The organism is Ensifer sp. CCNWLY38, assembly GCF_037120565.1.
Classification (GTDB): domain Bacteria; phylum Pseudomonadota; class Alphaproteobacteria; order Rhizobiales; family Rhizobiaceae; genus Ensifer; species Ensifer adhaerens_H.
Map to the genome: position 1 here is coordinate 25,963 of NZ_JBBBBO010000021.1, position 15,607 is coordinate 41,569.

The 15,607-nt window shown below is 60.7% G+C and carries 13 protein-coding genes and 1 pseudogene; 11 read left to right on the forward strand and 3 right to left on the reverse strand.

What is annotated here, in order from left to right; genetic code table 11:
- Positions 1 to 261: 261 nt before the first annotated feature.
- Positions 262 to 993: a prolyl oligopeptidase family serine peptidase gene (locus V7S54_RS30955; protein ID WP_093234836.1), complete on the reverse strand. Its 732-nt coding sequence runs from the start codon at positions 991 to 993 to the stop codon at positions 262 to 264.
- Positions 994 to 1,957: 964 nt separating this feature from the next.
- Here V7S54_RS30955 and V7S54_RS30960 point away from each other — a divergent pair.
- Positions 1,958 to 2,257: a hypothetical protein gene (locus V7S54_RS30960; protein WP_336409768.1), complete on the forward strand. Its 300-nt coding sequence runs from the start codon at positions 1,958 to 1,960 to the stop codon at positions 2,255 to 2,257.
- Positions 2,258 to 2,327: 70 nt separating this feature from the next.
- Here V7S54_RS30960 and V7S54_RS30965 read toward each other — a convergent pair whose 3' ends face one another.
- Entirely contained in the window at positions 2,328 to 2,771 is a 444-nt protein-coding gene (locus V7S54_RS30965; RefSeq protein WP_336409769.1) for a MarR family winged helix-turn-helix transcriptional regulator, read from the reverse strand.
- 111 nt (positions 2,772 to 2,882) lie between these two features.
- On the opposite strand from V7S54_RS30965, the gene V7S54_RS30970 reads away from it, so the two are divergent.
- The 10 genes from V7S54_RS30970 (at position 2,883) to ggt (ending at position 14,939) form a co-directional block, all read left to right on the forward strand.
- Entirely contained in the window at positions 2,883 to 4,328 is a 1,446-nt protein-coding gene (locus tag V7S54_RS30970) for an aldehyde dehydrogenase (RefSeq protein ID WP_336409770.1), read from the forward strand.
- A gap of 12 nt (positions 4,329 to 4,340) precedes the next feature.
- Complete coding sequence (locus V7S54_RS30975; protein ID WP_192494978.1) at positions 4,341 to 5,171, forward strand: p-hydroxycinnamoyl CoA hydratase/lyase; 831 nt, start codon at positions 4,341 to 4,343, stop codon at positions 5,169 to 5,171.
- A 21-nt stretch (positions 5,172 to 5,192) separates the two neighbouring features.
- On the forward strand, positions 5,193 to 6,635 hold the full coding sequence (locus V7S54_RS30980; protein ID WP_336409771.1) for an AMP-binding protein: 1,443 nt from the start codon (positions 5,193 to 5,195) through the stop codon (positions 6,633 to 6,635).
- A 418-nt stretch (positions 6,636 to 7,053) separates the two neighbouring features.
- Positions 7,054 to 8,244, forward strand: coding sequence for a 3-(3-hydroxy-phenyl)propionate transporter MhpT (mhpT, locus tag V7S54_RS30985; protein ID WP_336409772.1), 1,191 nt, complete (start codon positions 7,054 to 7,056; stop codon positions 8,242 to 8,244).
- A gap of 291 nt (positions 8,245 to 8,535) precedes the next feature.
- Positions 8,536 to 9,765 carry a serine hydrolase domain-containing protein gene (locus V7S54_RS30990; RefSeq protein WP_336409773.1) on the forward strand — a complete coding sequence of 410 codons (1,230 nt, stop codon included), beginning with the start codon at positions 8,536 to 8,538 and terminating at the stop codon, positions 9,763 to 9,765.
- A gap of 472 nt (positions 9,766 to 10,237) precedes the next feature.
- Positions 10,238 to 10,912: a GntR family transcriptional regulator gene (locus V7S54_RS30995; protein ID WP_336409774.1), complete on the forward strand. Its 675-nt coding sequence runs from the start codon at positions 10,238 to 10,240 to the stop codon at positions 10,910 to 10,912.
- A gap of 90 nt (positions 10,913 to 11,002) precedes the next feature.
- Complete coding sequence (locus V7S54_RS31000) at positions 11,003 to 11,854, forward strand: transporter substrate-binding domain-containing protein (protein ID WP_336409775.1); 852 nt, start codon at positions 11,003 to 11,005, stop codon at positions 11,852 to 11,854.
- Between the two features lie 66 nt (positions 11,855 to 11,920).
- The gene (locus tag V7S54_RS31005; RefSeq protein WP_336409776.1) at positions 11,921 to 12,634 is read left to right on the forward strand and encodes an ABC transporter permease; all 714 of its coding nucleotides are present in this window, start codon (positions 11,921 to 11,923) and stop codon (positions 12,632 to 12,634) included.
- Entirely contained in the window at positions 12,631 to 13,323 is a 693-nt protein-coding gene (locus V7S54_RS31010) for an ABC transporter permease (protein ID WP_336409777.1), read from the forward strand. Before V7S54_RS31005 ends, V7S54_RS31010 begins: the two co-directional genes overlap by 4 nt.
- A 23-nt stretch (positions 13,324 to 13,346) precedes the next feature.
- A complete protein-coding gene (gene ggt / locus V7S54_RS31015) occupies positions 13,347 to 14,939 on the forward strand; it encodes a gamma-glutamyltransferase (RefSeq protein ID WP_336409778.1) in 1,593 nt (530 codons plus the stop codon).
- A gap of 306 nt (positions 14,940 to 15,245) precedes the next feature.
- On the opposite strand, the pseudogene V7S54_RS31020 reads toward ggt, so the two are convergent.
- Positions 15,246 to 15,359: pseudogene (locus tag V7S54_RS31020) on the reverse strand (helix-turn-helix domain-containing protein); the annotation flags it as partial.
- Between the last annotated feature and the right edge of the window lie 248 nt (positions 15,360 to 15,607).

A 15,607-nucleotide genomic window follows, 5' to 3' on the forward strand; every position in this document is an offset into this window, starting at 1 on the left:
CCCTGTACGTGGCCCGTGTCAAGCTCGACGCGAACGCCAACCACTACGCGTGAAACATACCAAACACATCTTTTGGCAGATTGTCTCGGCTGTAGGATTGTAGGACTTGCCTCGGCGACCACTATTGGCGCGCAGGAGACATGACGCCGCCGCGGAGCTATGTCCGCTTTCGGGCGCGCGCGATGACGACCTCTACGACCGACATGAGGGCGCTAAGCAGACGCCGTTCGCATTCCGCGGTACGCGTAGAGGATTGAAAGGTTACTCAGGCGCGACCTCAAGGCGCTGTTTCAGAAGCCAATCCCAAAGCTCGGGATCATTTAAGGCGGCCCGTTCGACGCCCGAGTGGTCCACGCCCTCCAGAACACTCAAACGAGCATTACGCTTCAGACCCACGAGGCGCTCGTACAGCACGACCGAATCCGACAAAGGGATGACTTCATCGTTCGTGCCGTGGAACACCCAGAAAGCTGCCTTTTCATTTGTCCTGCTAAGGTAGTGGCGATTACCGCCACCAGCGATCGGAACGACAGCGGCGAATGTTTCGGGAAACTGTTCTGCCATGGCCCAAGTACCGAACCCCCCGCGGCTGAACCCCACGACATAGACACGCGCGCGATCTACGCGATACTTCGAGATAACCTCATCGAGTGCCGCCTCCACTTTCTCGATCGGATAAAGCAGTTCTTCACTCGGATTCTGAGGCGAAAACACTAGGAAGGGGAATGTCTTTCCATCCTCAATCAGTTTCGGAATGCCACTCGATTTGACCTTCTCGATATCGGTCCCGCCCTGATCGCCGCCGTGTAGCCACACAACAAGCGGATACGCGTTGCTGGACGAAGCATAGTCGTCGGGCGTGTACATCAGATAGTTGAGATCATTCTGTATGCTGGCGCTCGATCTGGCTGCCAACTGCTCGGCATGCGCCACGCCTGCACTACACATTCCGATTACGGCCGTGAAAGCCAGTGCCATGATGTTCCGCGTCATTCGACCACCTCCTTCATGATGTTGAGCCTGTCGGCACATCAAATGGAACCGAAGAACCAGAACTCAAGCCTTCCCACTCGGAGGATGGAAGTCGGCTCTGGGAAGCGTTCTCGCGGAAAGCCCGGCAAACTCAGAAGCGCAACGGTAGGAGTGTGTCCGATGCCGAAATTCGTAACGATTGGATATGGAGGCGAAGCCGGATTCGAGCGCCTTGGGAAAAGCCCCGCGAAAATCCAGTCTGCCAATCGTCCTCCAACATGTTCTCGTCGGGCGCCTTCCGGACGCGGCCATTGGCGAAGCAGACCGCCGGCTTCCAGGAGCTCGCGCGGGTGGTGTTAGTGACCAAAATGAGGGCGCAATGCTGTCGTTTGCAGACTTAAGCGTGGACGCGCCTTACGGGCCGGACAGAACTGTGCTTCCACGAGCCCTGCAAGCCTTGTTGCTGTGATGTTCACCCTTTGGGCCACGAGGATCGCATGATGTATCGATTGGAATATTGGAATCAAGCACGACCGCGTATCAGCGCTCGGCGGGCAAGGTGCCTTCCCGCGCTGGACACACTGGAACGCCAGCTCAATGCCACCCTCATCTGGATCCGAGGGAAGAGCGAGTGGCCCGAGGCGATCCGTTGCTTATCAAATCGCGCGGCATGACCGTCCACGGGACTGACTGACGACGCGAAGTGAGCGAGAATACCGTTAAGCAGGCTATCCGGTCTTTTGCCCTCGGAAGAAAGGCCGCCCCTGCAGCGGCTCGGACGCCCCGCTCGCAGAGCCCACTCCTGGCCCTTCTCAGATGCGTTTGATAGATTCACTTATCGAGGGGGTATGCCGAGCGCACTCCTTATGGTTGCCGAATCAAACATGACACATTGAGTCATGATTATGAGGAGCGAGCGCGACCTTGATTCTTGCTCCATTTGCCTGGGAGGGAATTCGCGAAGTGCAGTTTAGGAACGGGCGGCTTGATGTGGAAGCTGATTGTCGCGATCAAAGACAAAATCGCTGATATATTCAAGATAGAGCGTGATGGCGCTTGGGATTTCACCGTTGGTCTTATTGCCTTAGCTTTGGCCCCAGTTTCCTGGTTTATATCCAGATCGGAAATTGTAACTGTAATACTACTCATTATTGGTTGCGGAATTACAGGACGATATCCTCTTTATATAAAAGATGAAGTTTTTAATAAGTTTTTTAAATGTGGGAGGCGGAAAAGAAATAATAGAGACCCCGCCACTATCGAAGTAGGCCGGATTGAGGGCTGAGCTCGAGCGGCGGTTCGTACTACCGATTGAGAATAATTGGGCGATGAAAACCTGGGACGTGGCTAAGCGGCTAGCGCCCGGGCGCATCCATCCAGACCTTGCTCAGCAAGCGCCGAAGTTCGGCACGTTCTTGCGCGTCTAGCCGTTCCAGCATCCGGTCCTCGTGCTCGTTCAGGCGATGCAGCCAATCGGCAGCTGCTTCCCTGCCGGCCTCCGTCGGAAATAACCGTTGGACGCGCTGGTCCGACGCCTCCGCCTCGCGGGTAAACAGCCCCTTTGCCTCCAAATCTGTGAGGAACTGAACGATGTTGGCGCGTTGCATTCCGAGGATGCGGCAAATCTCGGCCGACGTCAGGCCAGGCTTTTCGACCATGCACAATAGCACACTCAGGCTGATTGGGCGGGCATCCACCTGGGCCAGTGCTTCCACTGCTCCGTTAAGGTCAAAGACAGATGCGCGACGGAGGTGATAGCCGACCAAGCTGAGCAAGGCGCTCTTTTCATTGTCATTCATTTGCCGTCAGACACCTTTCTAAAAAAACGCTATGCAAGATAGCAATATTCGCGCTAGTTTCCGTTCGAGCGATATGCCCAGCGATCTGGGCAGCATTTTTGGAGGACTGTCGTGAGCATTGTCAATCTTCGCATCGCAGGGGCGGAGCGGGCAGCGAGCCGCACGTTTCGCAGATATAACCCGGTGACGGGCGCACTTGCCAGCGAGGCTGCCGCCGCCAGCGTCGAAGACGCTTGTGCAGCCGTGGAGGCAGCGGCTGGTGCGTTTCCTGCCTGGGCCGCCCTTGGTCCTAATGCCCGTCGGTCGGTGCTGCTTAAGGCCGCCGACGCGATCGCGAAAAAGGGTGACGCCTTCGTCACTGCAATGGCTTCCGAGATAGGCGCAACCGAAGGCTGGGCGCGGTTCAATGTGATGCTCGCGTCGTCAATGCTGCGCGAGGCTGCGGCATTGACCACGCAGGTATCGGGCGAGGTTATCCCTTCGGATAAACCGGGCTGCCTTTCGATGGGCATCCGCGAACCTGCGGGCGTATGTCTCGGCATCGCGCCCTGGAACGCGCCCGTTATCCTTGGGGTGCGCGCGCTTGCCACGCCACTCGCCTGCGGTAATGCCGTGGTGTTCAAGGCGTCCGAAATCTGCCCTCGCACGCACGCCCTGATCGTTGAGGCGCTTGAGGAAGGCGGCCTTCCGCCGGGACTTGTCAGCCTCGTGACCAACGCCCCCGAGGATGCGGCCGAGATTGTCGGAGCGCTGATCGACCACCCGGCAATCCGACGCATCAATTTCACTGGGTCAACCAAGGTGGGCCGGATCATCGCGGAACGCGCTGGGAGACAGCTGAAGCCCTGCCTGCTGGAGCTGGGGGGCAAGGCTCCGTTTCTGGTGCTGAAGGACGCCGATATCGACGAGGCGGTCAAGGCGGCAATCTTCGGAGCGTTCTTCAATCAAGGTCAGATCTGCATGTCCACCGAACGCATCATCGTCGTGGGCGAAGTTGCCGATGCTTTCGTGCAGAAATTCACCGCCCGCGCCGCGCAGCTGAAGGCGGGCGATCCGGCACAGGGCAAGGCCCCTCTGGGTGCGGTCGTGGACGCGCATACGGTGACGAAGGTCCAGTCGTTGATCGAGGACGCGCAATCAAAAGGAGCCACCGTGACCAGCGCCGGCACGACTGAGGGCGTTCTAATGCCCGCGCAGGTCGTGGACCGCGTCACCTCGGAGATGCGGATCTATGCCGAGGAGAGCTTCGGTCCCGTAGTCGCCATACTGCGCGCAAAGGATGAAGAAGACGCCGTACGGCTTGCCAACGACAGCGAGTACGGGCTGTCGGCGGCGGTATTTACCCGCGACATCTCGCGCGGGATCGCGGTGGCGCGGCAGATACGGTCTGGCATTTGCCACGTCAACGGACCCACTGTGCATGACGAGGCCCAAATGCCCTTCGGTGGCACCGGTGCGTCGGGCTACGGTCGCTTCGGTGGCCGCGTCGGCATAGCAGAATTCACCGAGCTGCGCTGGATCACGATCGAGACTCAGCCCGGACATTTCCCGATTTGAAAGGACGAACACATGGCAAACGACATTGATACTGTGACTTGGGATATCGCGGACGGAATCGCCTGGCTGCGCTTCAACCGCCCCGACAAGCGCAATGCCATGTCGCCCACGCTGAACCGTGCGATGATGGAGGCGCTGGACGACTTGGAATTCCGCGATGACGTGGGCGTGCTGGTGCTGACCGGCGAAGGTTCCGCCTGGACCGCGGGCATGGACCTGAAGGAATACTTCCGCGAGACCGAAGCCGAGGGTCTTGCCGGCACCCGCAAAGCGCAGCGCGAAAGCTACGGGTGGTGGCGGCGGCTGCGCTGGTACCAGAAGCCGACCATCGCCATGGTCAATGGCTGGTGCTTCGGCGGCGGTTACGGACCGCTCTTCGCCTGCGACCTGGCCTTTGCGGCCGACGAGGCGAAGTTCGGCCTTTCCGAGATCAACTGGGGCATTTTGCCCGGCGGCGGGGCGACGAAAGTCGCGGTAGAGCTGCTGCCTTTCCGCAAGGCGATGTATCATTCAATGACCGGCGAGCCGATCGACGGGAAGACCGCTGCCGACTGGGGCCTTGTGAACGAGAGCCTTCCCTTGAAAGAGTTGAAGGCCCGCGTAACGGAGGTGGCAAGGGTGCTTCTGGAAAAGAACCCCGTCGCGCTGAAAGCCACCAAGGACGCCGTCCGCCGCGTCGGCCCGATGAGCTACGACGACGCCGAGGACTACCTCGTCCGCGCGCAGGAGGCCGCGAACTCCTACGATGCCGAGGGGCGAAGGGAGGGTATCCGTCAGTTCATTGACGAGAAAAGCTACAAGCCCGGCCTCGGCGCTTACGACACCTCACGCAAGGCAGGCTGACGATCTCAGGGAGGAGATGTGATGCTGGACTTTACAACCCCCGACCCGGTGGCGCTTCACGCGCGCCTCCGGCCCGATGCTCTTGCGTGTCTCGACCTCGCTACGGGCAAGAAATGGACCTACGCCGCGTTGGATGCTGACATTGAGCGCGCCGTAGCGGTACTGCGGACCAAGGGTGTGACGGAAGGCGACCGCGTGGCTGTATTAGCTCGTAACTCGGGCTGGCAGGTAGTGATGCAGCAAGCGTTAATCCGCATGGGCGGTATTTTCGTTCCGCTGAACTGGAGGCTTTCCGAGCCCGAGATCGAAATCCTTTTGGCCGATTGCGCCCCGAGGCAATTGTATCGTGACCTGACGGGCTTTGCTGAAGCTGTTGAACGGGCCGTGCCGGGTCCCCGTTGCACGCCTCGTTCGCAGTCCGAAACCTGCACGATCCTCTATACTTCCGGCACCTCCGGCACCCCCAAGGGCGCGATGCTGAGCGCGAGCTGCCTCCTGGCCACCGCTGTCAATTTCGGCGTGCTAGGTGAAGTGGACAGCAACAGCGTCTTCCTTTGCGACACGCCGATTTTCCACGTCATCGGCTTGGTAACACAGATCTGGCCCGCGCTCCTGCGCGGCGGGACATGCGTGATCTCACCCGGATTCGATCCTGAACTGACCAATACGCGGTTGGCCGATCCGGCGTTGCGTGTCACACATTACTTCTGTGTCCCTCAAATGGCCGAGGGGCTACGCCACGCACGGAATTTTGCACCGGATCGATGGGCGCTGAAAGCCCTGTTCACCGGCGGCGCGCCGAATCCCGCCGCTCATATCCACTGGTGGTTGGACCGCGGCGTGTCAATGGTCGATGGCTACGGCATGACCGAATGCGGCACGATCCTGGGAATGCCTCTCTCGGCCAGGATCGTGCGCGAAAAGGCCGGCGCAGTCGGCCTGCCCGGCCCTCTTACTCGCGTACGGTTAGTGGACGAAGAGGGGCGGGAGGTGCCCCTCGGAACCGAGGGCGAGGTACTGGTGCACGGACCGAACGTGATTAGGGGTTACTGGAACCGGGAGGACAGCGCGCTCGGCGCCGATGGTTGGTTGCGAACGGGCGATGTCGGCCGCGCAGATACTGATGGCTACATCACTATCGTAGACCGGCGAAAGGACATGTTCATCTCCGGTGGCGAGAACGTCTATCCGGTTGAGGTCGAATCCGTGATGGCCGCCCATCCAGCCATACGCGAGGTCGCTGTTATCGGCGTGCCCGACTCGCGCTGGGGCGAGGTTGGCCGTGCCTTCGTGGTGCTCGTGCCTGGTAAGGCGATTTCGGAGAACGAACTGGCCCAGTATTGCGAAACCTGTCTCGCCCGCTACAAGATCCCGAAAACCTTCGTAACCGTCGATGCCTTGCCGCGCACCGCCTCTGGCAAGGTCATGAAGCACATCCTGCGCGACGAATTCCTCACGGCGTGAACGAAACGCCCGACTGCTGGCGACGCTCTGTGCCCTGCCCACTCTGTCCGGCAGGGTGCCGAGAGTTCTGCCGCCGATTCCGACCCGGCGCATATCTGACCATTCCGTGCATGCGGTCGAAATCGTGACCCCGTCAAACGAGCAATATGTACATCCAGGCCTGCATTTGACGGGCTGGATAGCGACGTGGGCGAACGTGCGAGTGGCAAGATTTATAGCCGCCTCTTTCAGACCGTTCCCGATTCCCCTGCGGAACGGTGACCCACCGCTGCGCGACAACAGCAAGATTGCTATTTTATATCGCTATTATACATAGCGTTTTTTCTTGACATAATGCATGTCCTGACGACATCTTCCTCGAACGGAAGTCGCAGGAGGAGACGCGCCTTCCATTTACCATTTTGATTTTGGAGGATCGATGGGAATCGGGACATCAGGCACCGGCAATAGCCGGGCCATACTCATATGCTTCGCCGCAGCCCTTGTCGAAGGTTTCGACATCCAGGTCGCAGGCATCGCGGCGCCGCGCCTCGGTCCGGCGCTCGGTCTTTCGCCTGCCCAGATGGGGATGTTTTTCTCGTCTGCAACTTTCGGGCTGATCTTCGGCGCATTGGCAGGCGGATGGCTTTCCGACAGGCACGGACGGCGAGCGGGACTTGCCATCTCGCTTGCCATCTTCGGATTGTTTTCCATCGGAACGGCGTTGGCGGGTAAATACGAAAGCCTTCTGGTGATGCGGTTCATGACTGGTGTGGGGCTGGGCGGAGCCCTTCCAAATCTCGTGGCCATCGCATCAGAATCGGCAGGAGCGGAGCGGCGTGGCCGCGCCGTCGCCCTGATGTATGCGGGCATTCCTTTGGGCGGTGCCGCGGTTAGCCTGATCTCGATCGCCGGGCTGGGCGATGGTTGGCGAGTGCTGTTTGTGATCGGCGGTCTCCTTCCCTTGATGATCGTGCCTCTTGTCATGACCCTACCCGACATGCGCATGGCGCCCAAAGGGCGCGATATGGGAGGGCTTGGACCAGTTCTTGGAAGCGGCAACCTCGTGCCGACTCTATTGCTTTGGGCTGGTTTCTTCTTTTCGCTACTGGTGCTTTATCTCCTGCTCAATTGGCTTCCGGCGCTTATGGTCTCGCGCGGCTTCGGGCGGGCGGAAGCGGGGATGGTCCAACTTGGCTTTAATCTGGCTGGGGCGGCTGGCAGCCTTCTAGGGGGCGTGGCGCTCGATGCTCGAAACCAATCCTTTTGGGTTGCCGGTTCCTTTGGCGGACTGGTTGTTGCGCTTGCGCTTTTGGCCGTGGCACCGGCGAATATCTTCGTGACGTTCGTGGTTGCGGCGATACTTGGCGCCGCGATCATCTCGGTGCAAGCAGTGCTCTACGGCATCGCACCGCAATGCTATCCGGCAGAGGTGCGCGGTCAGGGCGTCGGCCTTGCCGTCGCGGTGGGGCGCTTCGGATCGGTGGCAGGACCGCTGCTTGCAGGAGCACTCGTTGCCGCGGGTCAGAGCGCCTCCGAAGTGCTGACGGGCATCTTGCCCATTGCAGTTCTCGGCGGCATTGCGACCTGGCTTTTGACCCGCCGCAGGCGCGCGACGTCAACCTCGTGAAAAGGTGGGTGCCTGGCGCGCCCGCCTTTCCCGCATTGTTGTCATGCCTGCAACACTGGCAGCTATTCAGTTCGTTCCCCTGTCGCGTCGGTTCATATGCCGTCAGGGCACCGAAATCGCTGCACAGGTTACGACCATCCGCAATTTTGGAGAGCGGATTTATCATCGCGCGTTTCAGCTGGTCGAACGCAAATTCCATGGACGGTGCAATTGGCAAGCGTCTGCGATTTCGAAGGAACAGTCGAGCGAACATGTGTTCACGTTCGACGCAACAGACAAATGGGAGGAAAAATGAAGAAAATGATCAGTCTGGGCGCCGCCATGACGGTCGTCATGCTAAACACCACGACGGCCGGGGCACAGCAGCGACTGCCTGACGAGATTGCGAAAGGTAAGCCTTCAGACGTTCCGATCGCGACGCAGATAATGCGCTGGCATATGAATGACGGCGACGTCAACGCGTTTGCTTTCCGCAATATGGACGAACTTTTCACCATTCGCACCGTGCCTCACTCCGGCGCTGCATGGGTCCTCCCGCGGGAGGATCATAAGTTAGATTTTTCATATGAATTCAACGGGAAGACTTTCATCGCCGAGGATTTTCTGGAACGCAGTTATACAAACGCATTCCTGGTGATGAAAAACGGCAAGATCGTCACCGAAATCTATCGCAATAACAGCGATGCGAGTACCCGTTTCATGGGTTGGTCCATGACGAAATCCATCACTGCCATGCTCGTCGGAGCCGCAGTTGCCGATGGATACATCGAGTCCATCGACGATCCCGTCGTAAATTACCTGCCAGAACTGAAAAGTGGCGGATATCGTGATGTGACCCTTCGACAGATTTTGGAAATGCGTTCGGGCGTCGATTACGAGGAGCGCTACGACTTTGCAAATCCGGGCATTGCCGCTAGCAATCATATCAACGCCCTGGTCAAAAACGTCGCGCGGTTTGCCGATGCTGGACTCGACATTGGCACTGCCGCCAAACCGGGCGAGGTCTTCGCCTATAAAACCATCGACACTGCAATTCTCGGCTGGGTGATCGAACGTGTCACTGGCGGAACAGTTGCGGCCTATACGACCGAAAAGCTGTGGGAGCCTTTGGGTGCAGAGGCGGACGGCTTCTACATCATGGACGGAAAGCCTGGAGTTGGCAGAGAATTCAGCGGGGCCGGTTTCAACGCGACATTGCGCGACTGGGCCCGGTTCGGACAAATGCTGATGAACGAAGGGACGGTTAATGGGCGCCAGGTTGTCACCTCGGATTGGATAAAAGCGGCGCGCACACCGGTAGGTTCCGAGGCGGGCCCCGAGGGCGGATACGGCTTTCAGTTCTGGACGCGCGAGGGATCGGAGGCCTACAAAGCTGTCGGTTTGCAGGGGCAGTACGTCTACGTAGACCCTGACACGCAGACTGTAATGGTCAAGCTCAGCTATTTCCCGCCGGGCGACGACACCCCCTATGCGGAGACGGAAGCTTTCTTTGGTGCGCTGACGAGCTGGACTCCGAAATAATCCGTCTATCCAATCGCCTGTTGGTACATCCCGTTTGGCACGGCACCTCAGTCGCGCCAAAGGCGGGTCATTTGCCCCGCCCCTCGGGACGGGCCAGAAGAATGCACAGCAAGCAAACCAACCTTCTGACGGGTCCCGATCCGTTACCCTACACCTGCGCGAAGGCTGATGATTGACGTCCCCGCCCTTTTCGGGGCGGAGACACTAATATCCTGGCGATCGCGCACCCAAGTTTCGAAAGCGCCCCCCAAGCTCGATCGTTCTTGCCTGCGCCCGGCATTGGCGTGCTCGTCGCGTCCGCTTCCGCCGACCGGGCGACCGTCTCGGCGTTTTCCCGCGGGTGCGGGAGCGGTTCAGCAAGGGGTTCGTCCCGGCTTCCGACGCTGGCTGAGTATTTGATGCCCCCATCTTGACGGCGCATATCGGTGGTGATTGGATAAGTGGATACAAAAATACTTTTTGGATCCATGCCATGCCCACAAGCTTCTCCAGCCAGCCAAATTCCGCCGCCACCGCCGAGGAGGAGGCCTATCGTCATATCCAACAGGCGCTTCGTCTCGGCCGCTACAAGGCCGGCGAACGGCTGATCCCTGAAGACATCGCCGCCGAGATCGGCATGAGCCGCATGCCGGTGCGCGAGGCCTTCCGGCGGCTCGCTTCGGACGGTCTGGTGGTGCTGCGTCCCAACCGTGGCTGCATTGTCGCCGGCCTCACGCTCGACGAACTCTACGAAGCCTTCGAGATGCGCTCCGTACTGGAGGGCCTCGCCGCCCGCCTGGCCATTCCCCGAATCGACGAGGACGTGCTCGACGAACTGGAGCGGTTGCTCGAGCGCATGGAGCGCGCCGGCCAGAGCGGCAGCAGCGACTGGGTGGTCCGCCATCAGGAATTTCACGGCCGGATCTATGCGCTCAGCGGGCGGCCCAAGCTCATCCACCAGATTTCGGCGCTGCACGTGGTCATCGAGCCCTACATGCGCATCTGGTTCGACTATGTCGACAAGCCGCTCTCCGCGCGCGAGGAGCATGCCGCCTTGATCGTCGCGCTACGCTCGGGCGATGCGCGCCATGCCGAGCAGGTGATGCAGGATCATATTCTCGGCACGGCACCCATGCTGGCCGAGTTTGCGAGCCCGAGCCGGCGCTAACGCCGGCCGGTTAATCGCCCGTAGCCGGGAAGATACCTGGCGCGGGCAGGGGAACAGCCGTTCAACGGCACGACAAAAAGAGGATAACCCATGACGATCCGTCGCATGGTCGCGCTCGCGGCCGCATTTAGCATTCTTGGATTTGCCCCGGCCGTGTTCGGCCAGGACGCGCCGAAAACGATCACGATCGCCACCGAGGGCGCCTACGCGCCCTGGAACTTCACCACCGCCGACGGCAAGCTCGACGGTCTCGAGGTCGAACTCGCCAACGACTTGTGCGCCCGGATGAAGGTCCAGTGCACCGTGGTCGCCCAGGACTGGGACGGCCTGATCCCCTCGCTAACGGTCGGCAAGTTCGACGTGATCATGGCCAGCATGTTCATCACGTCGAAGCGGCTGGAGACCATCGATTTCACCCAGCCCTATGCCGTCGATCCCTCCGGCTTTGCCGTGGCGAAGGACAGCGATCTCGGCAAGCTCGGCCTCTCGGCGGAAAAATTCAAGCTGGAGGACGAGGCGGCCTCCGTAGCGGCGATCGAGAAGCTCAAGCCCCTGCTCAAAGGCAAGGTGGTCGGCGTTCAGGCGGCCACCACCAATCTCGAATTCGTGAAGAAATATTTCGCCGACACGGTGGAAATCCGCGAATACAAGACGACTGAACAGCATGATCTCGACCTGTCCGCCGGGCGGATCGATGCGTTGTTCGCCCAGCAGACGGCGCTCGCGGCAACGCTCGCCAAACCTGAATTCGCCGACTTCACGCTGGCTGGCCCCGGCTTCGTCGGCGGCGTCTTCGGCCTCGGCACCGGTGCTGGCCTGCGCAAGGAGGACGCCAAGCTCAAGGACATGCTGAATGCGGCCATCGAAGGGGCGATCGCCGACGGCACGATCAAACGCATCTCGGAGAAGTGGGTGAAGACGGATGTAACACCGGTCAAGTAGGCGCAGGCGGACCCTGTCCGGCGGGCTATGCGCGCCGGGTGGTGGGCAGGAAGGCTTTGAGTGTCCATGGTTGATGTTATGCATGTACTCGGCTTCGGCGAAGGCGGCTGGGGCGCCGCGCTGTCAGTGGCCGCCGGCGTCACCCTTGCTTTGTCGCTTCTCGGCTTTCTGCTCGGCGCACTCTTCGGCGCGCTGGCAGCAGCCGGGCGGCTTTCCCCATCCCGGATCAGCGCGTGGCTGGCCGGTGCCTACGGCACCGTGTTTCGCGGCGTTCCGGATCTGCTGACGATCTACCTGCTCTACTACGGCGGCAGCGTGGCGCTGACGGCGATCGGCCGGATCTTCGGCGGCGCGGGCTTCGTCGGCCTGCCCGCGTTTGCGACCGGCGTTATCGCTATCGCCGTCATTTCCGGCGCCTACCAGGCCGAAGTCTATCGCGGCGCCTATCTCGCCGTCGATCGCGGCCAGTTCGACGCTTGCAAGGCGCTCGGCCTCACCCGATTTCAATCCCTTCGCCTGGTCATCGTGCCGCAATTGATGCGCCATGCGCTGCCGGGGCTCGGCAATGTCTGGCAGCTGGTGCTGAAGGATTCGGCCCTGATCTCCGTCATCGGCCTCATTGAACTCATGCGCCAGACACAGATCGGAGCAGGATCGACGCGCGAACCGTTCGTCTTCTACATCGCGGCCGCAACCCTCTATTTCCTGATTGCGGGTGCGACCGGCCTCGTCTTCCGCCTTGGCGAAGCGCGGGCTTGGCGAGGCGTGGCATTCGCATGAGCGATCTTGGTTTCTTCGTCTCGATCATCCCGACATTGCTTTCCGGTCTGCCGCTGACCTTGCAGCTCGCGGGCACCTCGCTGGGACTCGGTTTCGTGCTCGCGCTGGCGCTGGCGCTCGCCCAACACGGAAACCATCGCGCGGCCGTCTGGCCCATCCGGACGTTCGTGGCGGTCTTTCGCGGTACGCCGCTGCTCGTCCAGATCTTCCTGATCTACTACGGCCTCGGCCAGTTCCGCCCTTCGCTTCAGGCGGTCGGCCTGTGGTGGTTGATCCGCGAGCCCTACTGGTGCGCCATCCTCGCGCTCACCCTCAACACCGCCGCCTATGGCAGCGAGATCCTGCGCGGCGCCATCCGCGGCGTTCCGCGCGGCCTGGTCGAGGCAGCGTCCGCCTCCGGCATGTCGCGGCTTCTGACGCTCAGGCTCGTCGTGCTGCCGCTCGCCTTCCGGCAGGCGATCCCGAGCTACGGCAACGAGATCATCCTAATGGTCAAGGGCACGTCGCTCGCCTCGATCATCACGCTGATGGAGGTGACGGGAATTGCGCAGGGCCTGATTTCCCAGACCTATCGTGCCGTGGAGGTTTTCGTCGCTGCCGGTGCGATCTACCTGACGCTCAACTTCACGATCATACGGGCGCTGAACGCGCTCGAACTTTGGCTCACCCCCTATCGAGCCCGCCCCTGACTATCTGCGAGGAGAGGAACAGAATGCGCAATTTCGAGAAGCCGACACGATCCGTCGCCGTGTCCCGCCAAGCGATGGCGGCGACGTCACATCCGTCGGCGACCCTTGCGGCCCTGCAGATTATGGAGGCCGGCGGCAACGCTATGGATGCGGCCATTGCCGCTTCGGCCGTGCAATGCGCCGTCGAGCCGGGCTCGACCGGCATCGGCGGCGACTGTTTCGTGCTTTTCGCGCCCGATGGTTCCGACAGGGTCGTCGCCTATAACGGCTCCGGCCGCACGCCGGCAGCGCTGACGCTCGATTGGTTCACAGAGCGGGGCCTGACCGAGGTGCCGCGCCAGTCGCCGTCGGCGGTGACTGTTCCCGGTGCGATTGACGCCTGGGTGCGGCTCCATGCCGATTATGGCGGGCTTCCCTTCGCCGATGTGCTTGCGCCGGCGATCCGCTTTGCCGAAGGGGGCTATGCGATCTCGCCGCGCGTGCATCGCGACTGGCTGCTGGAGGAGGAGCTGCTCAAGTCCGACTCGACCGCTGCGCGGATTTTCCTGCCGGAGGGACGGGCGCCGAAGATCGGCGAGGTCCACCGCCAGCGGGAGCTTGCGGCGACGCTGAGGCGCATAGCGGCCGATGGGCGCGATGGCTTCTACACAGGCCCCGTTGCAGAAGACATGGTCTCCTATCTCCGCTCGCTCGGCGGCCTGCACACAATGGAGGATTTTGCAAACGCGCGCGGAGACTATGTGACCCCGGTTGCCACGGACTTCCGCGGATACACGGTCCACGAATGCCCGCCGAACGGCCAGGGCATCATAGCCTTGCTGATCCTCAACATCCTTGGCCGCTTCGAGGCGAAGGGCGACCCGCAATCGCCCGACCGCCTGCACATAGAAATCGAGGCGACGCGGCTCGCCTATGCCGCGCGCGACGCCTGGCTCGCCGATCCGGACAAGGCGGACGTGCCGGTAGAAGAGCTGTTGTCGGATGCGCTCGCCGATCGGCTGGCTGATATGATCGACCTGCACCATGCGCTGACCGACCTGCCGGCCTTCGACATGCCGCTTCACCGCGACACGGTCTACATTTCCGTGGTCGACCGGGACCGCAACGCCGTCAGCTTCATCAACTCGGTCTTCGACAGTTTTGGCACCGGTCTCGTCGCGCCGCGCTCTGGCGTGGTCCTGCACAATCGCGGCCAGAGCTTTTCGCTGAATCCGGGTCATCCGAATGTCGTGGCGCCGTTGAAGCGTCCGCTCCATACGATCATTCCGGGGATGGTGACCCGGGATGGCAGGGTGGAAATGCCCTTCGGCGTGATGGGCGGCTACTACCAGGCCATGGGCCACGCGCATCTGATTTCCAAGGTGTTCGACTATGGCATGGACCTACAGGAGGCAATCGACCTGCCGCGGCTGATCCCGAGATCCGACGGTACCCGCGTCGAGGCCGAACACACGCTGCCTGCTGCCACCGCCGATGAACTCACACGGCGCGGTTTCGCGATCGTTCCGGCGGAAGACCCGATCGGCGGCGCGCAGGCGATCCGCATCGACTGGGAGAACGGCACGCTGACCGGTGGATCGGAATCGCGCAAGGACGGTATCGCGCTTGGCCTCTAGATACCGGTCCCTTGTTGCGTCAGCGCTTTGCCATGTAGGTACTACCGGCAATCGGCTAACAGGAGGTGCACCACCCTGCATCCCGTTTTCAGGAAAAGATTGCAAGTTAGAACCTAGCCCGATGAGGATTGGTCCTCGAATACCAGACCAAATCTAACCGACCCACACAAACGATGTACGTCGCGACTGATTTTCGTGATCTGATTTTAACAGGAAAGCTGAAACCAAGAATGCGACTGAAGATCGATGAAGCGGCCGAATTGCTGAAGCCAGCGAGGGTCGCTCTAAAAGATCTCGAAGCTGAGGGACCTCGCGAAGGAACGTTGAACGATGCCGTCCGAGTTTCTCGGCAATAACATCAATGCTGACCTTTGCAACCCGCCAGCGCTCGATCTTGCGGCGCTCGCGATAAGCTATCAGGAACGCACGACAAGAGCCTAACGTAAGAAGTTTGTGGATATTCCAAACGGTTTAAGGAAGCGCCTCTCGGCAGACATAGCGCTCTGCGGATGGCCGGTCCCCCCGGTCAGGCCATCCGCAATCACACTTAATCTCTGCTCATTCCTTGCTCGACGTCAGGCCGCTTTCAATAGATCGCCATGCGGGTGCGTCTCGATTCTTCCATCAAGCCAAGGCAATGTTTTCCTCCAATGGAAGTGGCTCGACCG

What these genes read in the sequence shown, in the direction of transcription:
- V7S54_RS30980 (WP_336409771.1), top strand. Translation starts at nt 5,193, where the DNA reads ATGCTGGACTTTACAACCCCCGACCCGGTGGCGCTTCACGCGCGCCTC.
- V7S54_RS30990 (WP_336409773.1), top strand. Translation starts at nt 8,536, where the DNA reads ATGAAGAAAATGATCAGTCTGGGCGCCGCCATGACGGTCGTCATGCTA.
- V7S54_RS31000 (WP_336409775.1), top strand. Translation starts at nt 11,003, where the DNA reads ATGACGATCCGTCGCATGGTCGCGCTCGCGGCCGCATTTAGCATTCTT.
- V7S54_RS30965 (WP_336409769.1), bottom strand. Translation starts at nt 2,771, where the DNA reads ATGAATGACAATGAAAAGAGCGCCTTGCTCAGCTTGGTCGGCTATCAC.
- V7S54_RS31005 (WP_336409776.1), top strand. Translation starts at nt 11,921, where the DNA reads ATGGTTGATGTTATGCATGTACTCGGCTTCGGCGAAGGCGGCTGGGGC.
- V7S54_RS31010 (WP_336409777.1), top strand. Translation starts at nt 12,631, where the DNA reads ATGAGCGATCTTGGTTTCTTCGTCTCGATCATCCCGACATTGCTTTCC.
- mhpT (WP_336409772.1), top strand. Translation starts at nt 7,054, where the DNA reads ATGGGAATCGGGACATCAGGCACCGGCAATAGCCGGGCCATACTCATA.
- V7S54_RS30975 (WP_192494978.1), top strand. Translation starts at nt 4,341, where the DNA reads ATGGCAAACGACATTGATACTGTGACTTGGGATATCGCGGACGGAATC.
- V7S54_RS30995 (WP_336409774.1), top strand. Translation starts at nt 10,238, where the DNA reads ATGCCCACAAGCTTCTCCAGCCAGCCAAATTCCGCCGCCACCGCCGAG.
- V7S54_RS30955 (WP_093234836.1), bottom strand. Translation starts at nt 993, where the DNA reads ATGACGCGGAACATCATGGCACTGGCTTTCACGGCCGTAATCGGAATG.
- ggt (WP_336409778.1), top strand. Translation starts at nt 13,347, where the DNA reads ATGCGCAATTTCGAGAAGCCGACACGATCCGTCGCCGTGTCCCGCCAA.